The 17953-nt window shown below is 71.0% G+C and carries 17 protein-coding genes; 10 read left to right on the plus strand and 7 right to left on the minus strand.

Annotated features, from left to right (window positions below; genetic code table 11):
* The first annotated feature begins 11 nt into the window (after positions 1-11).
* From atpA to E2E34_RS02585, 5 genes are all read left to right on the plus strand, one after another.
* The gene (gene atpA / locus E2E34_RS02565; protein WP_138900247.1) at positions 12-1607 is read left to right on the plus strand and encodes a F0F1 ATP synthase subunit alpha; all 1596 of its coding nucleotides are present in this window, start codon (positions 12-14) and stop codon (positions 1605-1607) included.
* 20 nt (positions 1608-1627) lie between these two features.
* A complete protein-coding gene (locus E2E34_RS02570; RefSeq protein ID WP_138900248.1) occupies positions 1628-2545 on the plus strand; it encodes a F0F1 ATP synthase subunit gamma in 918 nt (305 codons plus the stop codon).
* The gene (gene atpD, locus E2E34_RS02575; RefSeq protein WP_138900249.1) at positions 2545-3987 is read left to right on the plus strand and encodes a F0F1 ATP synthase subunit beta; all 1443 of its coding nucleotides are present in this window, start codon (positions 2545-2547) and stop codon (positions 3985-3987) included. Before E2E34_RS02570 ends, atpD begins: the two co-directional genes overlap by 1 nt.
* Before the next feature lie 138 nt (positions 3988-4125).
* The gene (locus E2E34_RS02580; RefSeq protein ID WP_138894096.1) at positions 4126-4500 is read left to right on the plus strand and encodes a F0F1 ATP synthase subunit epsilon; all 375 of its coding nucleotides are present in this window, start codon (positions 4126-4128) and stop codon (positions 4498-4500) included.
* Between the two features lie 136 nt (positions 4501-4636).
* On the plus strand, positions 4637-5083 hold the full coding sequence (locus E2E34_RS02585) for a DUF2550 domain-containing protein (RefSeq protein WP_138894095.1): 447 nt from the start codon (positions 4637-4639) through the stop codon (positions 5081-5083).
* A 77-nt stretch (positions 5084-5160) separates the two neighbouring features.
* On the opposite strand, the gene E2E34_RS02590 is transcribed toward E2E34_RS02585, so the two are convergent.
* From E2E34_RS02590 to E2E34_RS02600, 3 genes are all read right to left on the minus strand, one after another.
* The gene (locus E2E34_RS02590; protein WP_138900250.1) at positions 5161-7011 is read right to left on the minus strand and encodes a glycoside hydrolase family 18 chitinase; all 1851 of its coding nucleotides are present in this window, start codon (positions 7009-7011) and stop codon (positions 5161-5163) included.
* Positions 7012-7193: 182 nt separating this feature from the next.
* A complete protein-coding gene (locus E2E34_RS02595) occupies positions 7194-7844 on the minus strand; it encodes a response regulator (protein ID WP_138900251.1) in 651 nt (216 codons plus the stop codon).
* Positions 7841-9040, minus strand: a complete 1200-nt coding sequence (locus E2E34_RS02600; protein ID WP_244315471.1) for a sensor histidine kinase — start codon at positions 9038-9040, stop codon at positions 7841-7843. The genes E2E34_RS02595 and E2E34_RS02600 overlap by 4 nt, the downstream gene beginning before the upstream one ends.
* Positions 9041-9196: 156 nt before the next feature.
* On the opposite strand from E2E34_RS02600, the gene E2E34_RS02605 reads away from it, so the two are divergent.
* Positions 9197-9811, plus strand: coding sequence for a hypothetical protein (locus tag E2E34_RS02605; protein ID WP_138900252.1), 615 nt, complete (start codon positions 9197-9199; stop codon positions 9809-9811).
* Here the strand turns inward: E2E34_RS02605 and E2E34_RS02610 are convergent.
* From E2E34_RS02610 to E2E34_RS02620, 3 genes are read right to left on the minus strand one after another with little or no spacing between them, the layout of a single operon-like run.
* Entirely contained in the window at positions 9808-10380 is a 573-nt protein-coding gene (locus tag E2E34_RS02610) for a cob(I)yrinic acid a,c-diamide adenosyltransferase (protein WP_138900253.1), read from the minus strand. The two genes, E2E34_RS02605 and E2E34_RS02610, sit on opposite strands and share 4 nt — an antisense overlap.
* Before the next feature lie 13 nt (positions 10381-10393).
* A complete protein-coding gene (locus E2E34_RS02615) occupies positions 10394-11149 on the minus strand; it encodes an ABC transporter permease (protein ID WP_138900254.1) in 756 nt (251 codons plus the stop codon).
* Between the two features lie 13 nt (positions 11150-11162).
* Complete coding sequence (locus tag E2E34_RS02620) at positions 11163-11945, minus strand: ABC transporter ATP-binding protein (RefSeq protein WP_138900255.1); 783 nt, start codon at positions 11943-11945, stop codon at positions 11163-11165.
* 79 nt (positions 11946-12024) lie between these two features.
* On the opposite strand from E2E34_RS02620, the gene E2E34_RS02625 reads away from it, so the two are divergent.
* The 4 genes from E2E34_RS02625 (at position 12025) to E2E34_RS02640 (ending at position 17055) form a co-directional block, all read left to right on the plus strand.
* Positions 12025-12666 carry a TetR/AcrR family transcriptional regulator gene (locus tag E2E34_RS02625; RefSeq protein ID WP_138900256.1) on the plus strand — a complete coding sequence of 214 codons (642 nt, stop codon included), beginning with the start codon at positions 12025-12027 and terminating at the stop codon, positions 12664-12666.
* A gap of 138 nt (positions 12667-12804) precedes the next feature.
* The gene (locus E2E34_RS02630; RefSeq protein ID WP_138900257.1) at positions 12805-13653 is read left to right on the plus strand and encodes a 3-hydroxyacyl-CoA dehydrogenase family protein; all 849 of its coding nucleotides are present in this window, start codon (positions 12805-12807) and stop codon (positions 13651-13653) included.
* Between the two features lie 146 nt (positions 13654-13799).
* Positions 13800-14123, plus strand: a complete 324-nt coding sequence (locus E2E34_RS02635; protein WP_069926899.1) for an STAS domain-containing protein — start codon at positions 13800-13802, stop codon at positions 14121-14123.
* Positions 14124-14373: 250 nt separating this feature from the next.
* The gene (locus E2E34_RS02640; protein WP_167518190.1) at positions 14374-17055 is read left to right on the plus strand and encodes an ATP-binding protein; all 2682 of its coding nucleotides are present in this window, start codon (positions 14374-14376) and stop codon (positions 17053-17055) included.
* 94 nt (positions 17056-17149) lie between these two features.
* Here E2E34_RS02640 and E2E34_RS02650 read toward each other — a convergent pair whose 3' ends face one another.
* A complete protein-coding gene (locus E2E34_RS02650) occupies positions 17150-17935 on the minus strand; it encodes an SURF1 family protein (protein ID WP_138900258.1) in 786 nt (261 codons plus the stop codon).
* Between the last annotated feature and the right edge of the window lie 18 nt (positions 17936-17953).

Here is a 17953-nt window from a genome sequence, read left to right on the forward strand (position 1 = left end):
AGGGAACCCAGATGGCGGAGCTCACGATCCGGCCGGAGGAGATCCGGGACGCGCTGGAGAACTTTGTCCAGTCGTACCAGCCGGACGCGGCCTCGCGCGAGGAGGTCGGAACGGTAAGCGTTGCCGGCGACGGCATCGCGAAGGTCGAGGGACTTCCCTCGGCCATGGCGAACGAGCTGCTGAAGTTCGAGGACGGCACCCTCGGCCTCGCCCTCAACCTTGAGGAGCGGGAGATCGGTGCGATCGTCCTCGGCGAGTTCAGCGGTATCGAGGAGGGCCAGCCGGTGCAGCGCACCGGTGAGGTGCTCTCCGTCGGCGTCGGCGAGGGTTACCTCGGCCGCGTCGTCGACCCGCTCGGCAACCCGATCGACGGTCTCGGCGAGATCGCGACCGAAAGCCGTCGCGCCCTCGAGCTGCAGGCCCCCGGCGTCATGGTCCGCAAGTCGGTCCACGAGCCGATGCAGACCGGCTACAAGGCCGTCGACGCGATGGTGCCGATCGGCCGTGGCCAGCGTCAGCTGATCATTGGTGACCGTCAGACCGGCAAGACCGCTCTGGCCGTCGACACGATCATCAACCAGCGCGACAACTGGCGCTCGGGCGACGTGAACAAGCAGGTGCGCTGCATCTACGTCGCCATCGGCCAGAAGGGCTCCACCATCGCGTCCGTACGCGGTGCGCTGGAGGAGGCGGGCGCCCTCGAGTACACGACGATCGTCGCCGCCCCGGCTTCCGACCCGGCCGGCTTCAAGTACCTCGCCCCGTACACCGGTTCGGCCATCGGCCAGCACTGGATGTACGCCGGCAAGCACGTCCTGATCATCTTCGACGACCTGTCGAAGCAGGCCGACGCCTACCGCTCCGTTTCGCTGCTGCTGCGCCGTCCGCCGGGCCGTGAGGCCTACCCGGGCGACGTCTTCTACCTGCACTCGCGTCTGCTCGAGCGCTGCGCGAAGCTCTCGGACGACATGGGCGCCGGTTCGATGACCGGTCTTCCGATCGTCGAGACCCGGGCGAACGACGTGTCGGCGTTCATCCCGACCAACGTCATCTCCATCACCGACGGCCAGTGCTTCCTGGAGTCCGACCTGTTCAACGCGGGCCAGCGCCCGGCGCTGAACGTCGGTATCTCGGTCTCGCGTGTCGGTGGCTCCGCCCAGCACAAGGCCATGAAGCAGGTTTCCGGCCGACTGCGCGTGGACCTCGCCCAGTACCGCGAGCTGGAGGCGTTCGCCGCCTTCGGTTCCGACCTGGACGCGGCCTCCAAGGCGTCGCTGGAGCGCGGCAAGCGCATGGTCGAGCTGCTGAAGCAGCCGCAGTACGCGCCGTTCCCGGTCGAGGAGCAGGTCGTCTCCGTCTGGGCCGGCACCACCGGCAAGATGGACGACGTACCGGTCGAGGACATCCGCCGCTTCGAGAGCGAGCTGCTGGAGCACCTGCGCCGCGAGCGCAAGGAGCTCCTCACCTCGATCCGCGAGGGCGGCAAGATGTCGGACGACACGCTGCAGTCCGTCGCCGATGCCATCGCGGCCTTCAAGCGTCAGTTCGAGACCTCGGACGGACAGCTCCTGGGCGAGGACGCGCCGGCCGTCAACGTCTCCAAGTGACGACGGAAGGGACCTGACTCATGGGAGCGCAGCTCCGGGTCTACAAGCGTCGCATCCAAGCCGTCACCGCGACCAAGAAGATCACCAAGGCGATGGAGATGATCGCCGCCTCGCGCATCGTCAAGGCGCAGCGCAGGGTGGCGGCATCGATGCCGTACGCGACCGAGCTCACCCGTGCGGTGACCGCGGTGGCGACCGGCTCCACCACCAAGCACGCCCTGACCACCGAGGTCGAGGCGCCGACCCGTGCCGCGGTTCTGCTCGTCACGAGCGACCGCGGTCTGGCCGGCGGCTACTCCTCCAACGCCATCAAGGCGGCGGAGCGGCTCCGGGAGCGCCTCAGCGATGAGGGCAAGGAGGTCGACACGTACATCGTCGGCCGCAAGGGTGTCGCCTACTACGGCTTCCGCGAGCGCAAGGTCGCGGAGTCGTGGACCGGCTTCACCGACAGCCCGACCTACGCGGATGCCAAGAAGGTCGCCGCACCGTTGATCGAGGCCATCCAGACGGAGACGGCCGAGGGCGGTGTGGACGAGCTGCACATCGTCTTCACGGAATTCGTGTCGATGATGACGCAGAACCCGGTGGACAACCGGATGCTGCCGCTCTCGCTCGACAAGGCTGCAGAAGACGACGGCAAGAAGGGCGAGATCCTTCCGCTGTTCGACTTCGAGCCGTCGGCGGAGGACGTCCTCGACGCCCTGCTGCCGCGCTACGTCGAAAGCCGCATCTACAACGCACTGCTGCAGGCCGCCGCTTCCGAGCACGCCGCCCGCCGCCGTGCGATGAAGTCGGCGACCGACAACGCCGGGGATCTCATCAAGAGCCTCTCCCGGCTTGCCAACGCGGCCCGCCAGGCCGAAATCACCCAGGAAATCAGCGAGATCGTCGGTGGCGCCAGCGCTCTGGCCGACGCGACCGCGGGGAGTGACAAGTAATGACGACCACTGTTGAGACGGCCGCCGCCACGGGCCGCGTCGCCCGGGTCATCGGCCCGGTCGTCGACGTGGAGTTCCCCGTCGACGCGATGCCGGAGATCTACAACGCGCTGCACGTCGAGGTCGACGACCCGGCCGAGGAGGGCGCGCGCAAGCTGCTGACCCTCGAAGTCGCCCAGCACCTGGGTGAGGGCCTCGTCCGCGCGATCTCGATGCAGCCCACCGACGGTCTGGTCCGCCAGGCCCCGGTGACCGACACGGGTGCGGGCATCACCGTCCCCGTCGGTGACATCACCAAGGGCAAGGTGTTCAACACCCTTGGTCAGATCCTGAACGACCCGGAGGCCGAGGCTCAGATCACCGAGCGCTGGCCGATCCACCGCAAGGCCCCGGCCTTCGACCAGCTCGAGTCCAAGACCGAGATGTTCGAGACCGGCCTGAAGGTCGTCGACCTTCTCACCCCGTACGTCAAGGGTGGAAAGATCGGTCTGTTCGGTGGTGCGGGCGTCGGCAAGACGGTCCTCATCCAGGAAATGATCATGCGTGTGGCGAAGCTGCACGAGGGTGTCTCGGTGTTCGCCGGTGTCGGTGAGCGCACCCGTGAGGGCAACGACCTCATCGACGAGATGACCGACTCGGGTGTTCTGGACAAGACCGCGCTGGTCTTCGGCCAGATGGACGAGCCGCCGGGCACGCGTCTGCGCGTCGCCCTGTCCGCCCTGACCATGGCGGAGTACTTCCGCGATGTGCAGAAGCAGGACGTGCTGCTCTTCATCGACAACATCTTCCGCTTCACCCAGGCCGGTTCCGAGGTCTCCACGCTGCTCGGCCGCATGCCGTCCGCGGTGGGTTACCAGCCGACCCTGGCTGACGAGATGGGTGTGCTCCAGGAGCGCATCACCTCGACGCGTGGTCACTCGATCACCTCGATGCAGGCGATCTACGTCCCCGCGGACGACCTGACCGACCCGGCGCCGGCGACCACCTTCGCCCACCTGGACGCGACGACGGTTCTGTCGCGTCCGATCTCGGAGAAGGGCATCTACCCGGCGGTCGACCCGCTGGACTCGACGTCCCGCATCCTGGACCCGCGCTACATCACGCAGGACCACTACGACGCGGCCAGCCGCGTCAAGGGAATCCTGCAGAAGTACAAGGACCTCCAGGACATCATCGCGATCCTCGGTATCGACGAGCTGGGCGAGGAGGACAAGCTCGTTGTCCACCGTGCCCGTCGCGTCGAGCGCTTCCTGTCGCAGAACACCCACGCCGCCAAGCAGTTCACCGGCCTGGACGGTTCGGACGTTCCGCTCGACGAGTCGATCGCCGCGTTCAACGCGATCTGCGACGGCGACTACGACCACTTCCCCGAGCAGGCGTTCTTCATGTGCGGTGGCATTGACGACCTCAAGGCCAAGGCCAAGGAGCTCGGCGTCTCCTGAACGCAGTGAGCCGCGTGGGTCGAAGTGACCCACGTGACTCGTGGGAGAGGGGTGGGTACGTCCCGCCCCTCTCCGTACGCCCCCTAGAATTGACCCAACACCCGGCACAACCGCCGGGTGGTGACCCGAGGAGCCACCTTGGCTGCTGAGCTGCACGTCGAGCTGGTCGCGGCGGACCGTAACGTCTGGTCCGGCGAGGCCACCCTGGTCGTCGCGCGCACCACGTCCGGCGACATCGGCGTCATGCCCGGTCACCAGCCGCTGCTTGGTGTGCTGGAGTCGGGCCCGGTGACCATCCGTACGAGCGACGGCGGGACCGTCGTCGCCGCGGTGCACGGCGGGTTCATCTCGTTCGCCGACAACAAGCTGTCTCTGCTCGCGGAGATCGCCGAGCTGGCCGACGAGATCGACGCCGCGCGTGCCGAGCGGGCGCTGGAGCGGGCGAAGGCGGACGCGGATGCCGCCGCCGAGCGCCGCGCCGACGTCCGACTGCGCGCGGTTGCGGGACACTGAGTCCCGCGACAACGAGTGTGACCTCAGCCGCGGCCCGTACTGGACTCTCCAGGGCGGGTCGCGGCTGAAGCGATACATCGGGTAGTTCTGTTCTGTACTGGTACTGGCACTGGATGATGCGAGGAGGTCGGTGGAGATGTTCCTCGCTCTGCTCGTGAGCGGCTCGGTAGTCGCGCTGGTACTGGTGGGACTGTTCGTCTTCGGACTGCGCCGCCGGCTGATCCAGCGTTCCGGCGGCACCTTCGACTGCAGTCTGCGCTGGAACGTTCCCGAGGAGCCGGACCGCTCCGGCAAGGGCTGGGTGTACGGCGTGGCCCGCTACAGCGGCGACCGCGTCGACTGGTTCCGCGTCTTCTCGTACGCCCCCCGCCCCCGCCGCGTCCTGGAGCGCTCGGCGATCGAGGTGCTCTCGCGCCGCGTCCCGGAGGGCGAGGAGGAGCTGGCGCTGCTGTCCGACGCCTGCATCCTCGTGTGCGCGCACCGCGGCACGCGGCTTGAGCTGGCGATGAGCGAGGACGCCCTCACCGGGTTCCTCGCCTGGCTGGAGGCCGCGCCTCCGGGCCAGCGCGTCAACGTGGCGTAGCCGGCGCAACGCGATCGGGGGGACGGGCCGCAGCCCGTCCCCCCGACTATTTCAAGCCTTTATGCTCCAGATCTCTACTACTTCAGTCCGTTGTTGATCGCGGTCACCAGTTCGCCGTTGGCGGTGTCACCGCTGAACTCCCAGAAGAAGGCGCCGCCCAGGCCCTGGCCCTTCGCCCAGGTCATCTTCGTACCGATGGTGGCGGGGGTGTCGTAGCTCCACCAGTCGGTGCCGCAGTGGGCGTAGGCCGTGCCGGCGACGGTGCCGTTCGCCGGGCACTTGCTCTTGAGGACCTTGTAGTCCTCGATGCCCGACTCGTACGTACCGGCGGCGGCGCCGGTCGCGGTGCCGCCCGGCTCCTTCTGCGTGACGCCGGTCCAGCCGCGCCCGTAGAAGCCGATGCCGAGCAGCAGCTTCTTCGCCGGGACGCCCTGCGCCTTGAGCTTGGCGATGGCGTCGGCCGAGTTGAAGCCGGCCTGCGGGATGCCGGCGTACGAGGTCAGCGGGGAGTGCGGGGCCGTCGGGCCCTTGGCCGCCCAGGCGCCGAAGAAGTCGTACGTCATCACGTTGTACCAGTCGGAGTACGCGGCCGCTCCGGCGTAGTCGGTGGCGTCGATCTTGCCGCCGGCCGAGGCGTCGGCCGTGATCGCCGCGGTGACCAGGTTGTTCGTACCGAACTTGCCGCGCATGGCCTGCATCATGTTCTTGAACGCGGCCGGGCCGCTCGTGTCGCACGACAGACCGCAGGCGTTCGGGTACTCCCAGTCGAGGTCGATGCCGTCGAAGACGTCGGCCCAGCGCGGGTCCTCCACCAGCTTGTAACAGGAGTCGGCGAACGCCGCCGGGTTCTTGACCGCCTCGGTGAAGCCGCCGGACCAGGTCCAGCCGCCGAACGACCACAGCACCTTGATGTGCGGGTACTTCGCCTTGAGCTTGCGCAGCTGGTTGAAGTTGCCGCGCAGCGGCTGGTCCCAGGTGTCGGCCTTGCCGTCGACGCTCTGATCGGCGGTGTACGCCTTGTCGATCGCCGCGAAGCTGTCGCCCATGGTGCACTTGCCACCCTGGACGTTGCCGAACGAGTAGTTGATGTGCGTGATCTTCGCGGCGGAGCCCGAGGTGTCCAGGTTCTTCACGTGGTAGTTGCGTCCGTAGATGCCCCACTCGGTGAAGTAGCCGAGCTTGACCTGGTCGCCGGGGCCGGGGCCCGGGTCGGTGCCGCCGCCGGTTGTCTTGACCGCGCGGGCGCCGCTGACCGGGCCCGTCTGGTCGGCGGTGTCACGGGCCTGCACCGAGTACGAGTAGTCGGTGCCCGCGCTCAGACCGGTGTCGGTGTACGACGTGGTGGTGACCGTCGCGACCTTGGCGCCGTCGCGCAGCACGTCGTAGTTCTTGACGCCCTTGTCGTCGGTGGACGCGGTCCACGAGAGCTTCACCGACGTGTCGGTGATGGTGCTCGCGGAGGGGGTGCCCGGTGCGGTCGGCGGGGTGTCGCCGGGCACGGAACCGCCGTCGCAGGAGCCGCCGTTGAGCTTGCAGCCGCTGGGGGAGCCGGTGCCCGTCCCGTTGAAGCCGAAGGAGACGGTGGCGCCGGGCGCCAGGTTGCCGCCCCAGGACTTGTTCTTGGCGGTCCAGTGGTTGCCGGAGTTGGTGACGTCGGCGTCCCAGGCGGAGGTGACGGCCGTACCGGCGGGGAAGTCCCACTCCACGGTCCAGGTGCTGAGGGTGGTGGTGCCGGTGTTCTTCACCGTCCACTTGCCCTCGAAGCCGGTGCCCCAGTCGGAGACCTTGGTGTACGAGGCGGTCGCCGACGCGGCGGCCTGCGCGGGGGAGGCCAGGCCGACCATGGCGGCCAGGGGGACGACCAGCGCGGTCAGACCGGCTGCCGCTCTGGTTCTGAAGCGCGTGCGTAGGGGGGTGTGTGTACTCAAGGGTGCTCCCAAGAGAGAGGTCCGGCGGTGAACGGGGATGGGACCTGCGCCGCCTGGCGAGCACTTTTTGACATGACACGCTCACCACTGCGGTGCGGTGAGCGTAGGAAGGTCTGGACCAATCGTCAAGAGGTCTGGACCAGAGATGGCCCATCGGGGGCCACCCGGGGGACACCCCTCGGTCAGATGCCCAACTCCTGAGCGAGCACGGCCGCTTGCACCCGGTTGCGCAGCTCCAGCTTCCCCAGCAGGCGGCTCACGTGGGTCTTCACCGTGGCCTCGGCCATGGTCAGCCGCCGGGCGATCTCGGCGTTCGACATCCCTTCACCGAGACACGACAGCACCTCGCGCTCCCGCCGGGTCAGCGACTCCAGCGCCTCGGACCCCGGCGCGCCGGCCGGCCGTACGGGAGCGGGCGAGGCGAACTCCGCGATCAGCCGCCGGGTCACGGCGGGCGCGATCAGACCCTCGCCGCGTGCCACCGTGCGTACCGCCTCGATCAGGTCCTTCGCGTCGGTGTTCTTCAGCAGGAAGCCCGCCGCCCCCGCCCGCAGCGCCCCGAACACGTACTCGTCGAGGTCGAAGGTCGTCAGCATCAGCACGTCGGCGAGTCGCTCCGCCACCACCTGCCGGGTCGCCGTCACCCCGTCGACGCGCGGCATCTGCACGTCCATCAGGACGAGGTCCGGGCGCAGCTCGCGCGCCATGGCGACCGCCGCCTCGCCGTCCGCCGCCTCCCCGACGACCTCGATGTCCCCGGCGCTGTTCAGGATGAGCACCAGGCCCGCCCGTACGGCCGACTGGTCCTCCGCGACCAGCACGCGAATCGTCATGAGTCCGGCTCCGTATCGTCCTTGGCGGGCAGCTGCGCCCGTACCTGCCAGATCTTCGTGCCGTCCGCCGCCGTGACGGGGCCGGCCTCCAGCGCCCCGTCGAGCAGCGTCACCCGCTCCCGCATCCCCACCAGGCCGGCGCCCGAGCCGGGCGCTCGGGGGCCGGGCCTCTCGCCGCACGGGCTGGTCACCCCCACCGTCAGGGTGTGGTCGGTGTGCGCGAGCGTCACGGTGACCGGGCCGGGGGAGGCGTGCTTGAGGGCGTTGGTGAGGGACTCCTGGACGATGCGGTACGCGGCCATCTCGACCGGCGCCGGCAACCGCGTGCCCCGCTCGCGGCGGTCGTCGAGAGCGAACACGAGCCCGCTGTCGGCGCCCACCGCGCGGACCTGGGCGACGAGCGCGTCGAGCCCGTCCAGGGCGGGGGCGACGGCCGGTTCCTGATCGCCGCTGGTGTCGCGGAGCAGGCCGATGAGCCGGCGCATCTCGGCCAGGCCCTGGACGCTGTTCTCCCGGATGACGGTGAGCGCGTCCGTGGACGCCTTCGGCTCGGCGATGGACAGCGCGGCGGTGGAGTGGATGGCGATGGCGGAGAGGTTGTTGGCCACCATGTCGTGCAGCTCGCGCGCCATCCGGGAGCGTTCGGCGGCGATGGCCTGGTTGCGGTCGATCTCCGCCAGCAGCGCGGTCTGCTCGGCGCGCAGCCGGGCCGCCTCGGCCGCCTCGCGGTGGTTGCGCAGGCTGGCGCCGGTCAGCGCGGGCGCGAAGGACACCAGCCCCGTGACGACACCGATGAGCAGCGCCTCCGGGCGGCGCAGCCAGGCCAGGGCGGCGATCGTGGCGGCCACCGACACCAGGCCCGTGACGACGGGAATCCGGCGGGCCGCGCCGGGCGTGCCGTACACGACGGCGGCGTACGTCAGGTCCGTGTACATGAGGATGGTCGCCAGATTGCCGTCGGTGAACTCGTTCGCGATCAGGGCGACCGTGCCGGCGAGCAGGGCCGTGCGGGGGCACGACCTGCGCAGCAGTTCGAGGAAGGACATCACCGCGAGCGGTACGAGGGTCGCCCACGACGGCAGGAGGTCGCGGACGGCGGAGGTGTGCAGCCCCAGGCTCCACAGCAGGACTCCGCCGAGCAGGCCGATCAACGCGAGCAGGACGCCGTCGCGATGCGGGCGGGGGAAGGGGGTCACGTCACCATCCAACACGGCGCGCACCTGCTCGTCGTCCCCGAGCGGGGTGAGCCGGGGCTACATCGAAGGATGCAGTGCCGTTTCGTCACGGGCGACGACGCTTCGGCGGCTCGCGGACGGGAGGGTGGGAAGCGCAACGGGAGGAGAGTGATCACCGTGATCGTCACGCTGATCATCATGTGCGAAGTCGGCTTCTGGGTACTGCTCGCCGGAGGGCTGGCCCTGCGCTACCTGGCGGGGATGCCGCGCGCCGGAGCGGCCGTGCTGCTCATGGAGCCGCTGCTGGAGGTGCTGCTGCTGGTCGTCACGGCGGTCGACCTCAAGAACGGCGCGGCGCCGGACTGGAAGCACGGGCTCGCCGCCGTCTACATCGGCTTCACGATCGCGCTCGGCCACCGCACCATCAGATGGGTCGACGCCAGGTTCGCCCACCGCTTCGCCGGCGGTCCGCCTCCGGTGCGGCCGCCGGAGCACGGGACGGCCCGGGCGGTGCACGAGTGGAAGACCGCCGGGCTGTGGATGCTGGCGGCGGCCATCGCCACGGGCCTGCTGCAGGCGGCGATCTGGTACGTCGGCGGGGACGGGGAGACCGGATCGCTGCGGGCGTGGCAGCAGCGGATGCTCTTCGTGATCGGCGTCAACGCGGTCATCGCCGCGTCGTACACGCTCTTCCCGAAGCGGGAGACGGCGGGGGAGCGGCAGGGCCCGGGGCAGGCGGTCCCCGGGGAAGCGGAGTCCCGCGGAGCCCGCCGCGAGGGCCCCCGCCCCTAGCGCTCGCCCCCCGGCACCCACAGCACGTCCCCGACCTCCTTGTTGGCCACCCTGGCCAGGATGAACAGGAGGTCGGACAGCCGGTTCAGGTACGTGGCCGTCAGCGGGTTCATGACCTCGCCGTGGACCTCGAACGCCGCCCACGTCGAGCGCTCCGCCCGGCGCACCACCGTGCACGCCTGGTGCAGCAGCGCGGCCCCCGGCGTACCCCCCGGAAGGATGAAGCTGCGCAGCTTCTCCAGCTCCTCAAGGAAGCGGTCGCAGTCCGCCTCCAGCTTGTCGATGTACGGCTGCTCGACGCGAAGCGGCGGGTACTCGGGGTCCTCGACGACCGGAGTCGACAGATCCGCCCCCACGTCGAAGAGGTCGTTCTGGACCCGGACGAGGACCTTCACCACGGCCTCGTCGAGCTGCCCGAGGGCGATCGCCGTCCCGATGACGGCATTGGCCTCATTGGCGTCGGCGTACGCCGCGATCCTCAAATCGGTCTTGGCGGTGCGGCTCATGTCGCCCAGGGCGGTGGTGCCCTTGTCGCCGGTACGGGTATAGATGCGCGTCAGGTTGACCATGCGGCCAGCCTAGTTACGCGCCCGCCCTGCGGAAGACGCGTGTGCCCACCGTCACGGCGACGGCCACCAGCGCGGCGGACGTCAGGACCCCGTACAGCATCGCCGTACCGGTGTAGTCCCCCACGTATCCGGCGCGCATCGCGTCCACGACGTACCTGAACGGCATGAAGTGCGACAGCGCGTCCAGCCACCCCGGCGCCAGCGCCATCGGCAGCATTAGACCCGACAGCAGCATCGACGGCATGCTCAGGCCGTTGACCAGGGGGCCGAAGTCGTGCGGCCGGGAGACCTTGAGCGCGAGCGCGTACGACAGCGAGGCGAGCGCGGTGGTCAGGACGCCGACGAACGCGAAGCCGATCAGGACGCCGGCGAGCGGGGCCCGCAGCCCGAGCGCCGTGGCGGCCAGTACCACCAGCACCGCCTGGAACACGAACAGCGCCGCGTCCCGCAGTACGCGCCCGAGGAGCAGCGCGAGCCGGCTGACCGGCGCGGCCCGCATCCGCTCCAGTACGCCGGACTGCTGCTCGATGATGACCGAGAAGCCGGCGAACAGGGCGCCGAAGAGCCCCAGTTGCAGGAGCAGGCCGGGGACCAGCACCTGCCAGGAGTCGCCCCGCGAACCGAGGGGCAGACCGGTCAGCAGCGGACCGAAGAAGACCAGGTAGAGCAGCGGCATCAGCGCGCCGAAGAGCATCTGGAACTTCGAGCGCAGGGTCTGGCGGGCGTACCGCCCGAAGAGCAGCGCGGTGTCGGACAGGAATGGGCTCATGACGGTCGGCCTCCTAGACGGCGACGGGCGTGGTGTCGACGGGCGCGGGGGCGCGCCCGGTGATGGCGAGGAAGGTGTCCTGGAGGGTGGCGTCGATGGAGCCGCCGTACCGGAGCTTGAGGGCGCTCGGCGTTCCCTCGGCGGCGACCAGCCCCTTGTCGACGACGACGAGCCGGTCCGAGAGCGCGTCGGCCTCGTCCAGGTAGTGGGTGGTGAGGAAGACCGTGGTGCCGTACGTGTCCCGCAGCCGGCGCACCAGGTCCCACAGGTCGGCGCGGCTGCCCGGGTCGAGACCGGTGGTCGGCTCGTCGAGGAAGAGCACCTCGGGCCGGTGGGTGAGGCCCATCGCGATGTCGAGCCGGCGCCGCTGACCGCCGGACAGCGCCGCGCACCTGCGGTCCATCAGGTCGGTGAGCGACAGGTCGCGCGCCAACGCTTCGGCGCGCGCCGCCGCTTCGGCCCGGGGCAGCCGGTAGAGGCGGCCCTGGGTGACGAGTTCCTCCCGTACGGACACCTGCGGGTCCACGCCCCCGGACTGGGCGACATAACCGATCCGGCGCCGGACGCCCGCCGGGTCGCGGAGCAGGTCGCATCCCGCGACGGTGGCGGCTCCGCCGGTCGGGGCGAGGAGCGTGGTGAGCATCCGCAGGGTGGTCGTCTTGCCGGCGCCGTTCGGGCCGAGGAAGCCGAGGATCTCGCCGCGCTCGACGCTGAGGTCGATGCCGCGGACGGCTTCGACTGGGCCCGCTTTGGTCGAGAAAGTCCGGGTGAGCCCGGCCGTACTGATGATTGCCATGCCCCAAGAAAAGCAGAGTCGCTGAAAGTTTGCAACGACCCCAAGTTTGCGTGAGGCCCAGTGAAGCTACGATGGGCGCATGGCCGAGGGACTCAGAGAGCGCAAGAAGCGGCAGACCAGACAGCACATCTCCGATGTGGCCACCGGTCTCTTCCTGGAACGGGGCTTCGACGCGGTGACGATCGCCGAGATCGCCGAGGCGGCGGACGTCTCCGTCAACACCGTCTACAACTACTTCCCCGCGAAGGAAGACCTGTTCTTCGACCGCAGCAAGGGCATCGTCGACCGGCTCCCGCGCTACGTCAGGGGCCGGGACGAGGGCGAGTCGGCCGCCGCCGCCGTCCTGCGCGAACTGCACCGCGAGGTCGAGGAGGTCGCCCCGTCCATCGGCCTGATCGACGGTTACGCGCGTTTCATGCGCGTCGTGATGGAGGCGCAGGCCCTGCGCTCCCGGCTGTGGGCCATCCAGCAGGAGGTCGTGGAGAGCCTGGAGCGGACCCTGCGGGAGGAGACGGGCGCGGCGGCCGGCGATCCGCTGCCGGCCCTCATGGCGGGTCAGCTCGCCTGGCTCCAGTCCACCCTGATGGGCTGGATCGGCGGCGAGATGGTCAAGGGCCGCACGGCGGTGGAGGTGTCGCGGGAGGCTCTGGTCCTGCTCGACGGGATGGAGGAACTGCTGAGCGACAAGGCACTCAACTACGCGGTGCGGTCCGCCGAATGAGGCGTCCCGGTGTGATGTCCGTCATCTGAGACGTGACGCGCATCTCTTCGCGGCCACTCGGCCCCTCACGGACGCTAATCTCCGCCGGAGAGCCTGAAGCAAACAGGCGTTGAGGCCAAAGAAATCAAGGGGTGTGTCGTGGCCAGGAAGCTCGCCGTCATCGGAGCCGGACTCATGGGGTCCGGAATCGCGCAGGTCTCGGCGCAGGCGGGCTGGGACGTCGTGCTGCGCGATGTCACCGACGCGGCGCTGACCCGTGGCCGTGACGGCATCAGGGCCTCGTACGACAAGTTCGTGTCCAAGGGCAAGCTGGACGCCGCGGACGCGGAGGCCGCGCTCGGCCGCATCACCACGACCACCGACCTCGACGCGGTCGCCGACGCCGACATCGTCGTCGAGGCCGTCTTCGAGAAGCTCGAGGTCAAGCACGAGATCTTCCGCGCGCTGGACAAGATCGTGCGCGAGGACGCCGTCCTCGCGTCCAACACCTCCGCCATCCCGATCACCAAGATCGCGGCCGTGACGGAGCGTCCGGAGCGGGTCGTCGGCGCGCACTTCTTCTCGCCGGTGCCGATGATGCAGCTCTGCGAGCTCGTACGGGGCTACAAGACCAGCGACGAAACGCTCGCCACCACCCGCGAGTTCGCCGAGTCCGTCGGCAAGACCTGCATCGTCGTCAACCGCGACGTGGCCGGCTTCGTCACCACCCGCCTCATCTCGGCCCTCGTGGTCGAGGCCGCCAAGCTGTACGAGTCGGGCGTCGCCTCGGCCGAGGACATCGACATCGCCTGCAAGCTGGGCTTCGGGCACGCCATGGGCCCCCTCGCGACCGCCGACCTCACCGGCGTCGACATCCTGCTGCACGCCACCAGCAACATCTACACCGAGTCGCAGGACGAGAAGTTCGCGCCGCCGGAGCTGATGCGCCGGATGGTTGACGCCGGTGACATCGGGCGCAAGAGCGGGCAGGGCTTCTACAAGCACTGATGCCCTGTCAGCCCCTGGGGTCACTCCCAGGGGTGAATTCGGTATCGGTTCGCTTACGGACGGCAACTTCCTTGCCCGTACGGCAGTCAGTTGGGTGCAGGGAAAGAAACACGACACGGAGACCGACGCACTCTCGGGGAGCGCATATGCACATCAGGGGCGACCACGTCGAGCTGGTCGTCGGGGGCCGCCTCGACGTCCGCAGCGCGGCGGACGCCCGTACGGTCCTGCACTCGGCCGTCGACGACGGTGTCGGCGACCTCGTGCTGGACCTGACCGAGCTGGATTCCTGGGACGCCACCGGTCTCGGCGTGATCATGGGCGCGCACCGGCGGGCCGGGCGGGCGGGCCGCCGGCTCGTGCTGCGCGGCGTACCGGCCCAGATGCAGCGCCTGCTGGTCGCGACCAGGCTGCACCGCATCCTCGCCATCGAGGGCGGCCTCGCCGCCGAGTCGCTGCCGCGGGTCTGAGCGCCTGAGCGGCACGGCGCAGGCGCGAAGCGGCGCGATCCGTACGGTGGGCGCACAATCCTCACGAGACTGTGACGTCCCGGGCGGGGCGGCACCCCTCGTGTTCCCCGATACTGTGCCAAGGTCTAGGGTTCGGCTCGCCTGCCGATTGACGAACCCGAGTACGGCGGGCACCGGACCAGAAGCGACAGCGGGCGTGTGAAAGGCCGGGAGGGGCATCCGCACGCGACGCATCTGGGGGGCTTTGACCATGGACCCGATGAACCGGGGACCGGAAGAGTACGGCCACGACAACGACCCGTTCGGCGAGAGCGACGCCGGTGACGGGCCGCGCCGGCCACCACGGGACGCGCTGACACCGTCCTCCGCGCCGAGCGCGACGGGCCCCGCGGGAAAGACGGGCGGGCCCGGCTCGTCGGCGCCCGCCCGGACCGTGCAGGTCGTCGCGGGCGACTTCCTGCTCACCGTCAACCCGGTCGACGGCAGCGAGATCGAGGTCTGCCCGCCCGGCGAGCGGCCCGCGCGGCCGGTCAGGCACAGCGCCGACGACCGCGCCGAGCTGCTGCGCGCGGCCAAACCGCCCGTCCCGCCCGGTCCCGTCGCGCCCGAGCTGCCGCTCCTGGAGCGCGGGGAGGAGCGCGAGAGGCTCGTACGGCTGCTCGCGCGCGGCCGCTCGGTGCGGCTGACAGGCGCGTCCGGATCAGGCCGTACGGCGCTCCTCGACGCCGTCGCCGCCGAATGCGCGGACCTCGCGCCCGACGGAGTCGTACGGCTCTGCGGCGCCCATCGCACGGCCGACGAGCTGCTCCACGACCTGTTCGCCGCCGTCTACAGCGCGCCCCTGCACCGCCCCGACCGGGCCGAGCTGCTCGGCCTGGTCCACGAGATCGGCGCCGTCGTCGTCCTCGACGACCTGGAGTTCGGCGGAGCGGCGCTGGACGAGCTGCTGGAGGCCACGCCCGAGTGCGCCTTCCTGCTCGCCACCACACCGGACGTCGCCGCCCCCTCGCCCGAGTCCCACGTCGAGGAGGTGTTCCTCGGCGGTCTGGGCCGCAGCGCCAGCCTGGAGCTCCTTGAGCGGGCCGTCGAGCGGCCCCTCACCGACGACGAGGCCAACTGGGCCGGCGACCTCTGGTTCGAGTCCGAGGGGCTGCCGCTGCGCTTCACCCAGGCGGGCGCGCTGCTCAGGCAGCGCGACCAGCTGCGCGCCGACCCCACCGCCTTCGACGCGTACGGGTACGTCGACGAGCAGCCGGTCGACGCGCCCTTCGACGCGGAGGACGGCCACGACGTACCCCTGCCGTCCCTCGCCGAGGGAGCGATGCCCGCCGCGCTGCTCGCGTCCCGGCTGAGCGACTCCGCCCGGGCCACCCTGCGCTTCGCCATCGCGCTCGGCGGCGAGGTGCCGCACCAGGCACACCTGCCGGCCCTCGTGGGCGACACCCACGCGGACGCCGCGCTCGGCGAGCTGATGAGCTGCGGCCTGCTCTCGCCGGCCGGGGCGCGGTTCCGGCTGGCCGCCGGTGTGGCCGTTCAGCTGGAGGCGGCCGGATTCGCGGACGACGTGCCGGAGCGGGCGCACACCGCCGCGCAGCACTACGCCTGGTGGGCCGGGCACCCCTCGGTCACGCCGGAGCGGGCGGCCGCGGAGGCCGACGCGATCCTCGCGGCGTCGGCGCCGCTGGTGCCCGGCTCGGAGGCGGGGCACCCGAGTGCGGCCGTCCTGCTGGCCCGTACGGCGGCTCCCGCGTTCGCGGCCGGGCTGAGCTGGGGCGCGTGGGAGCGGGCGCTGCGGGCCGGGCTCGAAGCCGCGCGCATCGCGGGGGAGGTCGCCGAAGAGGCTTACTTCCACCACGAGTTGGGCGTCCTGGCGCTCTGCACGGGCCATCTGGACCGGGCCCGGGCCGAGCTGGAGGCGTCCGTCGCGATGCGCGGCGCCGTGGCCGACAAGAGCGGTACGGTCGCCGGACGCCGAGCACTGGCCCTGGTCTCCGACCGCTCCCGCCCGGCGGCGGCGGGGCTCGTGCCCGGCGGTCGTACGCCGGCCGGGGAGGAAGTGCCGGCGGCGCGGTACGAGGAGTCGGCGTCGCCGCCCGGCGGCGTTCCGGCGGCGGTCGTACCCCTGTCACTGCCCGGCCGGTCCGAACGGGCCCGGGACGAAAGCACGTTGGTCACCCACCGCTCGCCGGAGGCCGGTGGTGGCGGGCGCCGTCCCGCGCTGCTGAGCGGTGCCCGGCGCAACATGGTCGCGGCGGGCGCGGGCGCGCTGCTCGTCGCCGTACTGGGCACCGTCGTGACGCTCGGGGCGGCCTCGGACAGCGACGAGCCGCGGAACAGGGTCACGTCCGAGCAGTCGGCCAATGAGGACGGCATCGACGACGGGCTCACCGCGGACGAGCCGGCCGACGGCTCGACCCGGCGCCCGGGCGATCCGGGCCTGCCGACCGGTCCCGGCACGTCGGGACAGCCCCGGCCGGGCGAGAGCGGCGACGGCAAGGCGTCCGACGGACCGTCGAAGAGCGGCCGGCCGAGCGAGGACGACTCGTCGTCGCCGGGCAGCAAGCCGCCGAACTCCGACGATCCGACCACGGGCGGCCCGACGACCGGCGGTCCGACCACGGGCGGTCCGACCACGGGCGGTCCCACCACCGGCGGTCCGACGACCGGTGGCCCGACCACCGGCGGTCCCACCACGGGCGGCCCGACGACCGGCGGTCCCACGACGGGCGGTCCGACGACCGGCGCCCCCACCACGGGCGGCGGGACGTCCGACGGCGGTACGACCGACGGCGGCGCCGCGGACGGCGGCACGGCGGACGGCAGCGTCGTGGTGAGCCACACCCCGGCGGCGGGCGGACCGACACCGGTGGCGACGATCTCGAACGCCTGCGCGGGAACGGTCTACCGTACGGGCGTGCTGTCGGCGTCGTAGCGACGCGACGGCGGGCGAGCGGGGCGGGCACGGCCGGACACGGCGCCCGCCCCGCTCCCGTACGCCGCCGGCCGCGCGACCGCGACCCGGGACCTCAGTGGCGCGCGCCGGAACCGGAGGTCACCGGCGCGTCCTCCTCCTGGATCCCGAGGGCGAGGTCACGGGCGGCTTCCGCCTCGCGGCGCATGAGCCGGAACCACATGAACAGCACGAAGCCGGCGAAGACGAACCACTCACCGGTGTACCCGAGGTTCTGGAACGCCTTGAGGTCGAGGCCGCTGCCCTGCGGGGCCACCGCGGGGACGGGCAGCATGCCGAAATCGGCCTTGCCGAGCGTGATCCAGGCGTCGTACACGTCGTACGGGACGAGATTGACGAGCGAGGCGGCGCTGATCATGCCCAGCTGCCCCTTCGGCAGCCCGCCGCCCGCGTGCACACCGTCGGTGCCCGGGTTCTCGGACGCCTGGAGCGCGCCGGTCACGGTGACGTCGCCCCGGGGCGCTGCGGGGGCCTCGGCCCCGGCGGGCAGCCAGCCCCGGACGACGGGCAGTGCCTTGCCGCCGTCCGTACGCAGCAGGGTCAGCACGTAGGCGCCGCGCCGGCCGTCGACCTCCCGCCCGGGCACCACGAACTGCTCGGCGTAACGCCCGGTCGCGGTGGCCGGGCGCCCGGAGGTCTCCTTGTCGACGGGCAGCAGCCTGTCGAGCGGTACGGCGGCCTGCCGGCCGGGGTCGGGCTTCTCCTCGGCGGCCTGATGGGTCTCGACGCGGTCTTCGAACCGCCCGAGCTGCCAGGACCCCATGAAGACGCAGAAGGGAATGGCCAGCACGACGAAGAGGTGGATCCCCCACCAGCGGGGCGTCAGCAGGAACCGGTACACCCCACCAAGGTACGGGCC

Origin of the sequence: Streptomyces albidochromogenes (assembly GCF_005981925.1) — a bacterium.
In the GTDB taxonomy this organism is placed as follows: Bacteria; Actinomycetota; Actinomycetes; order Streptomycetales; family Streptomycetaceae; genus Streptomyces; species Streptomyces albidochromogenes.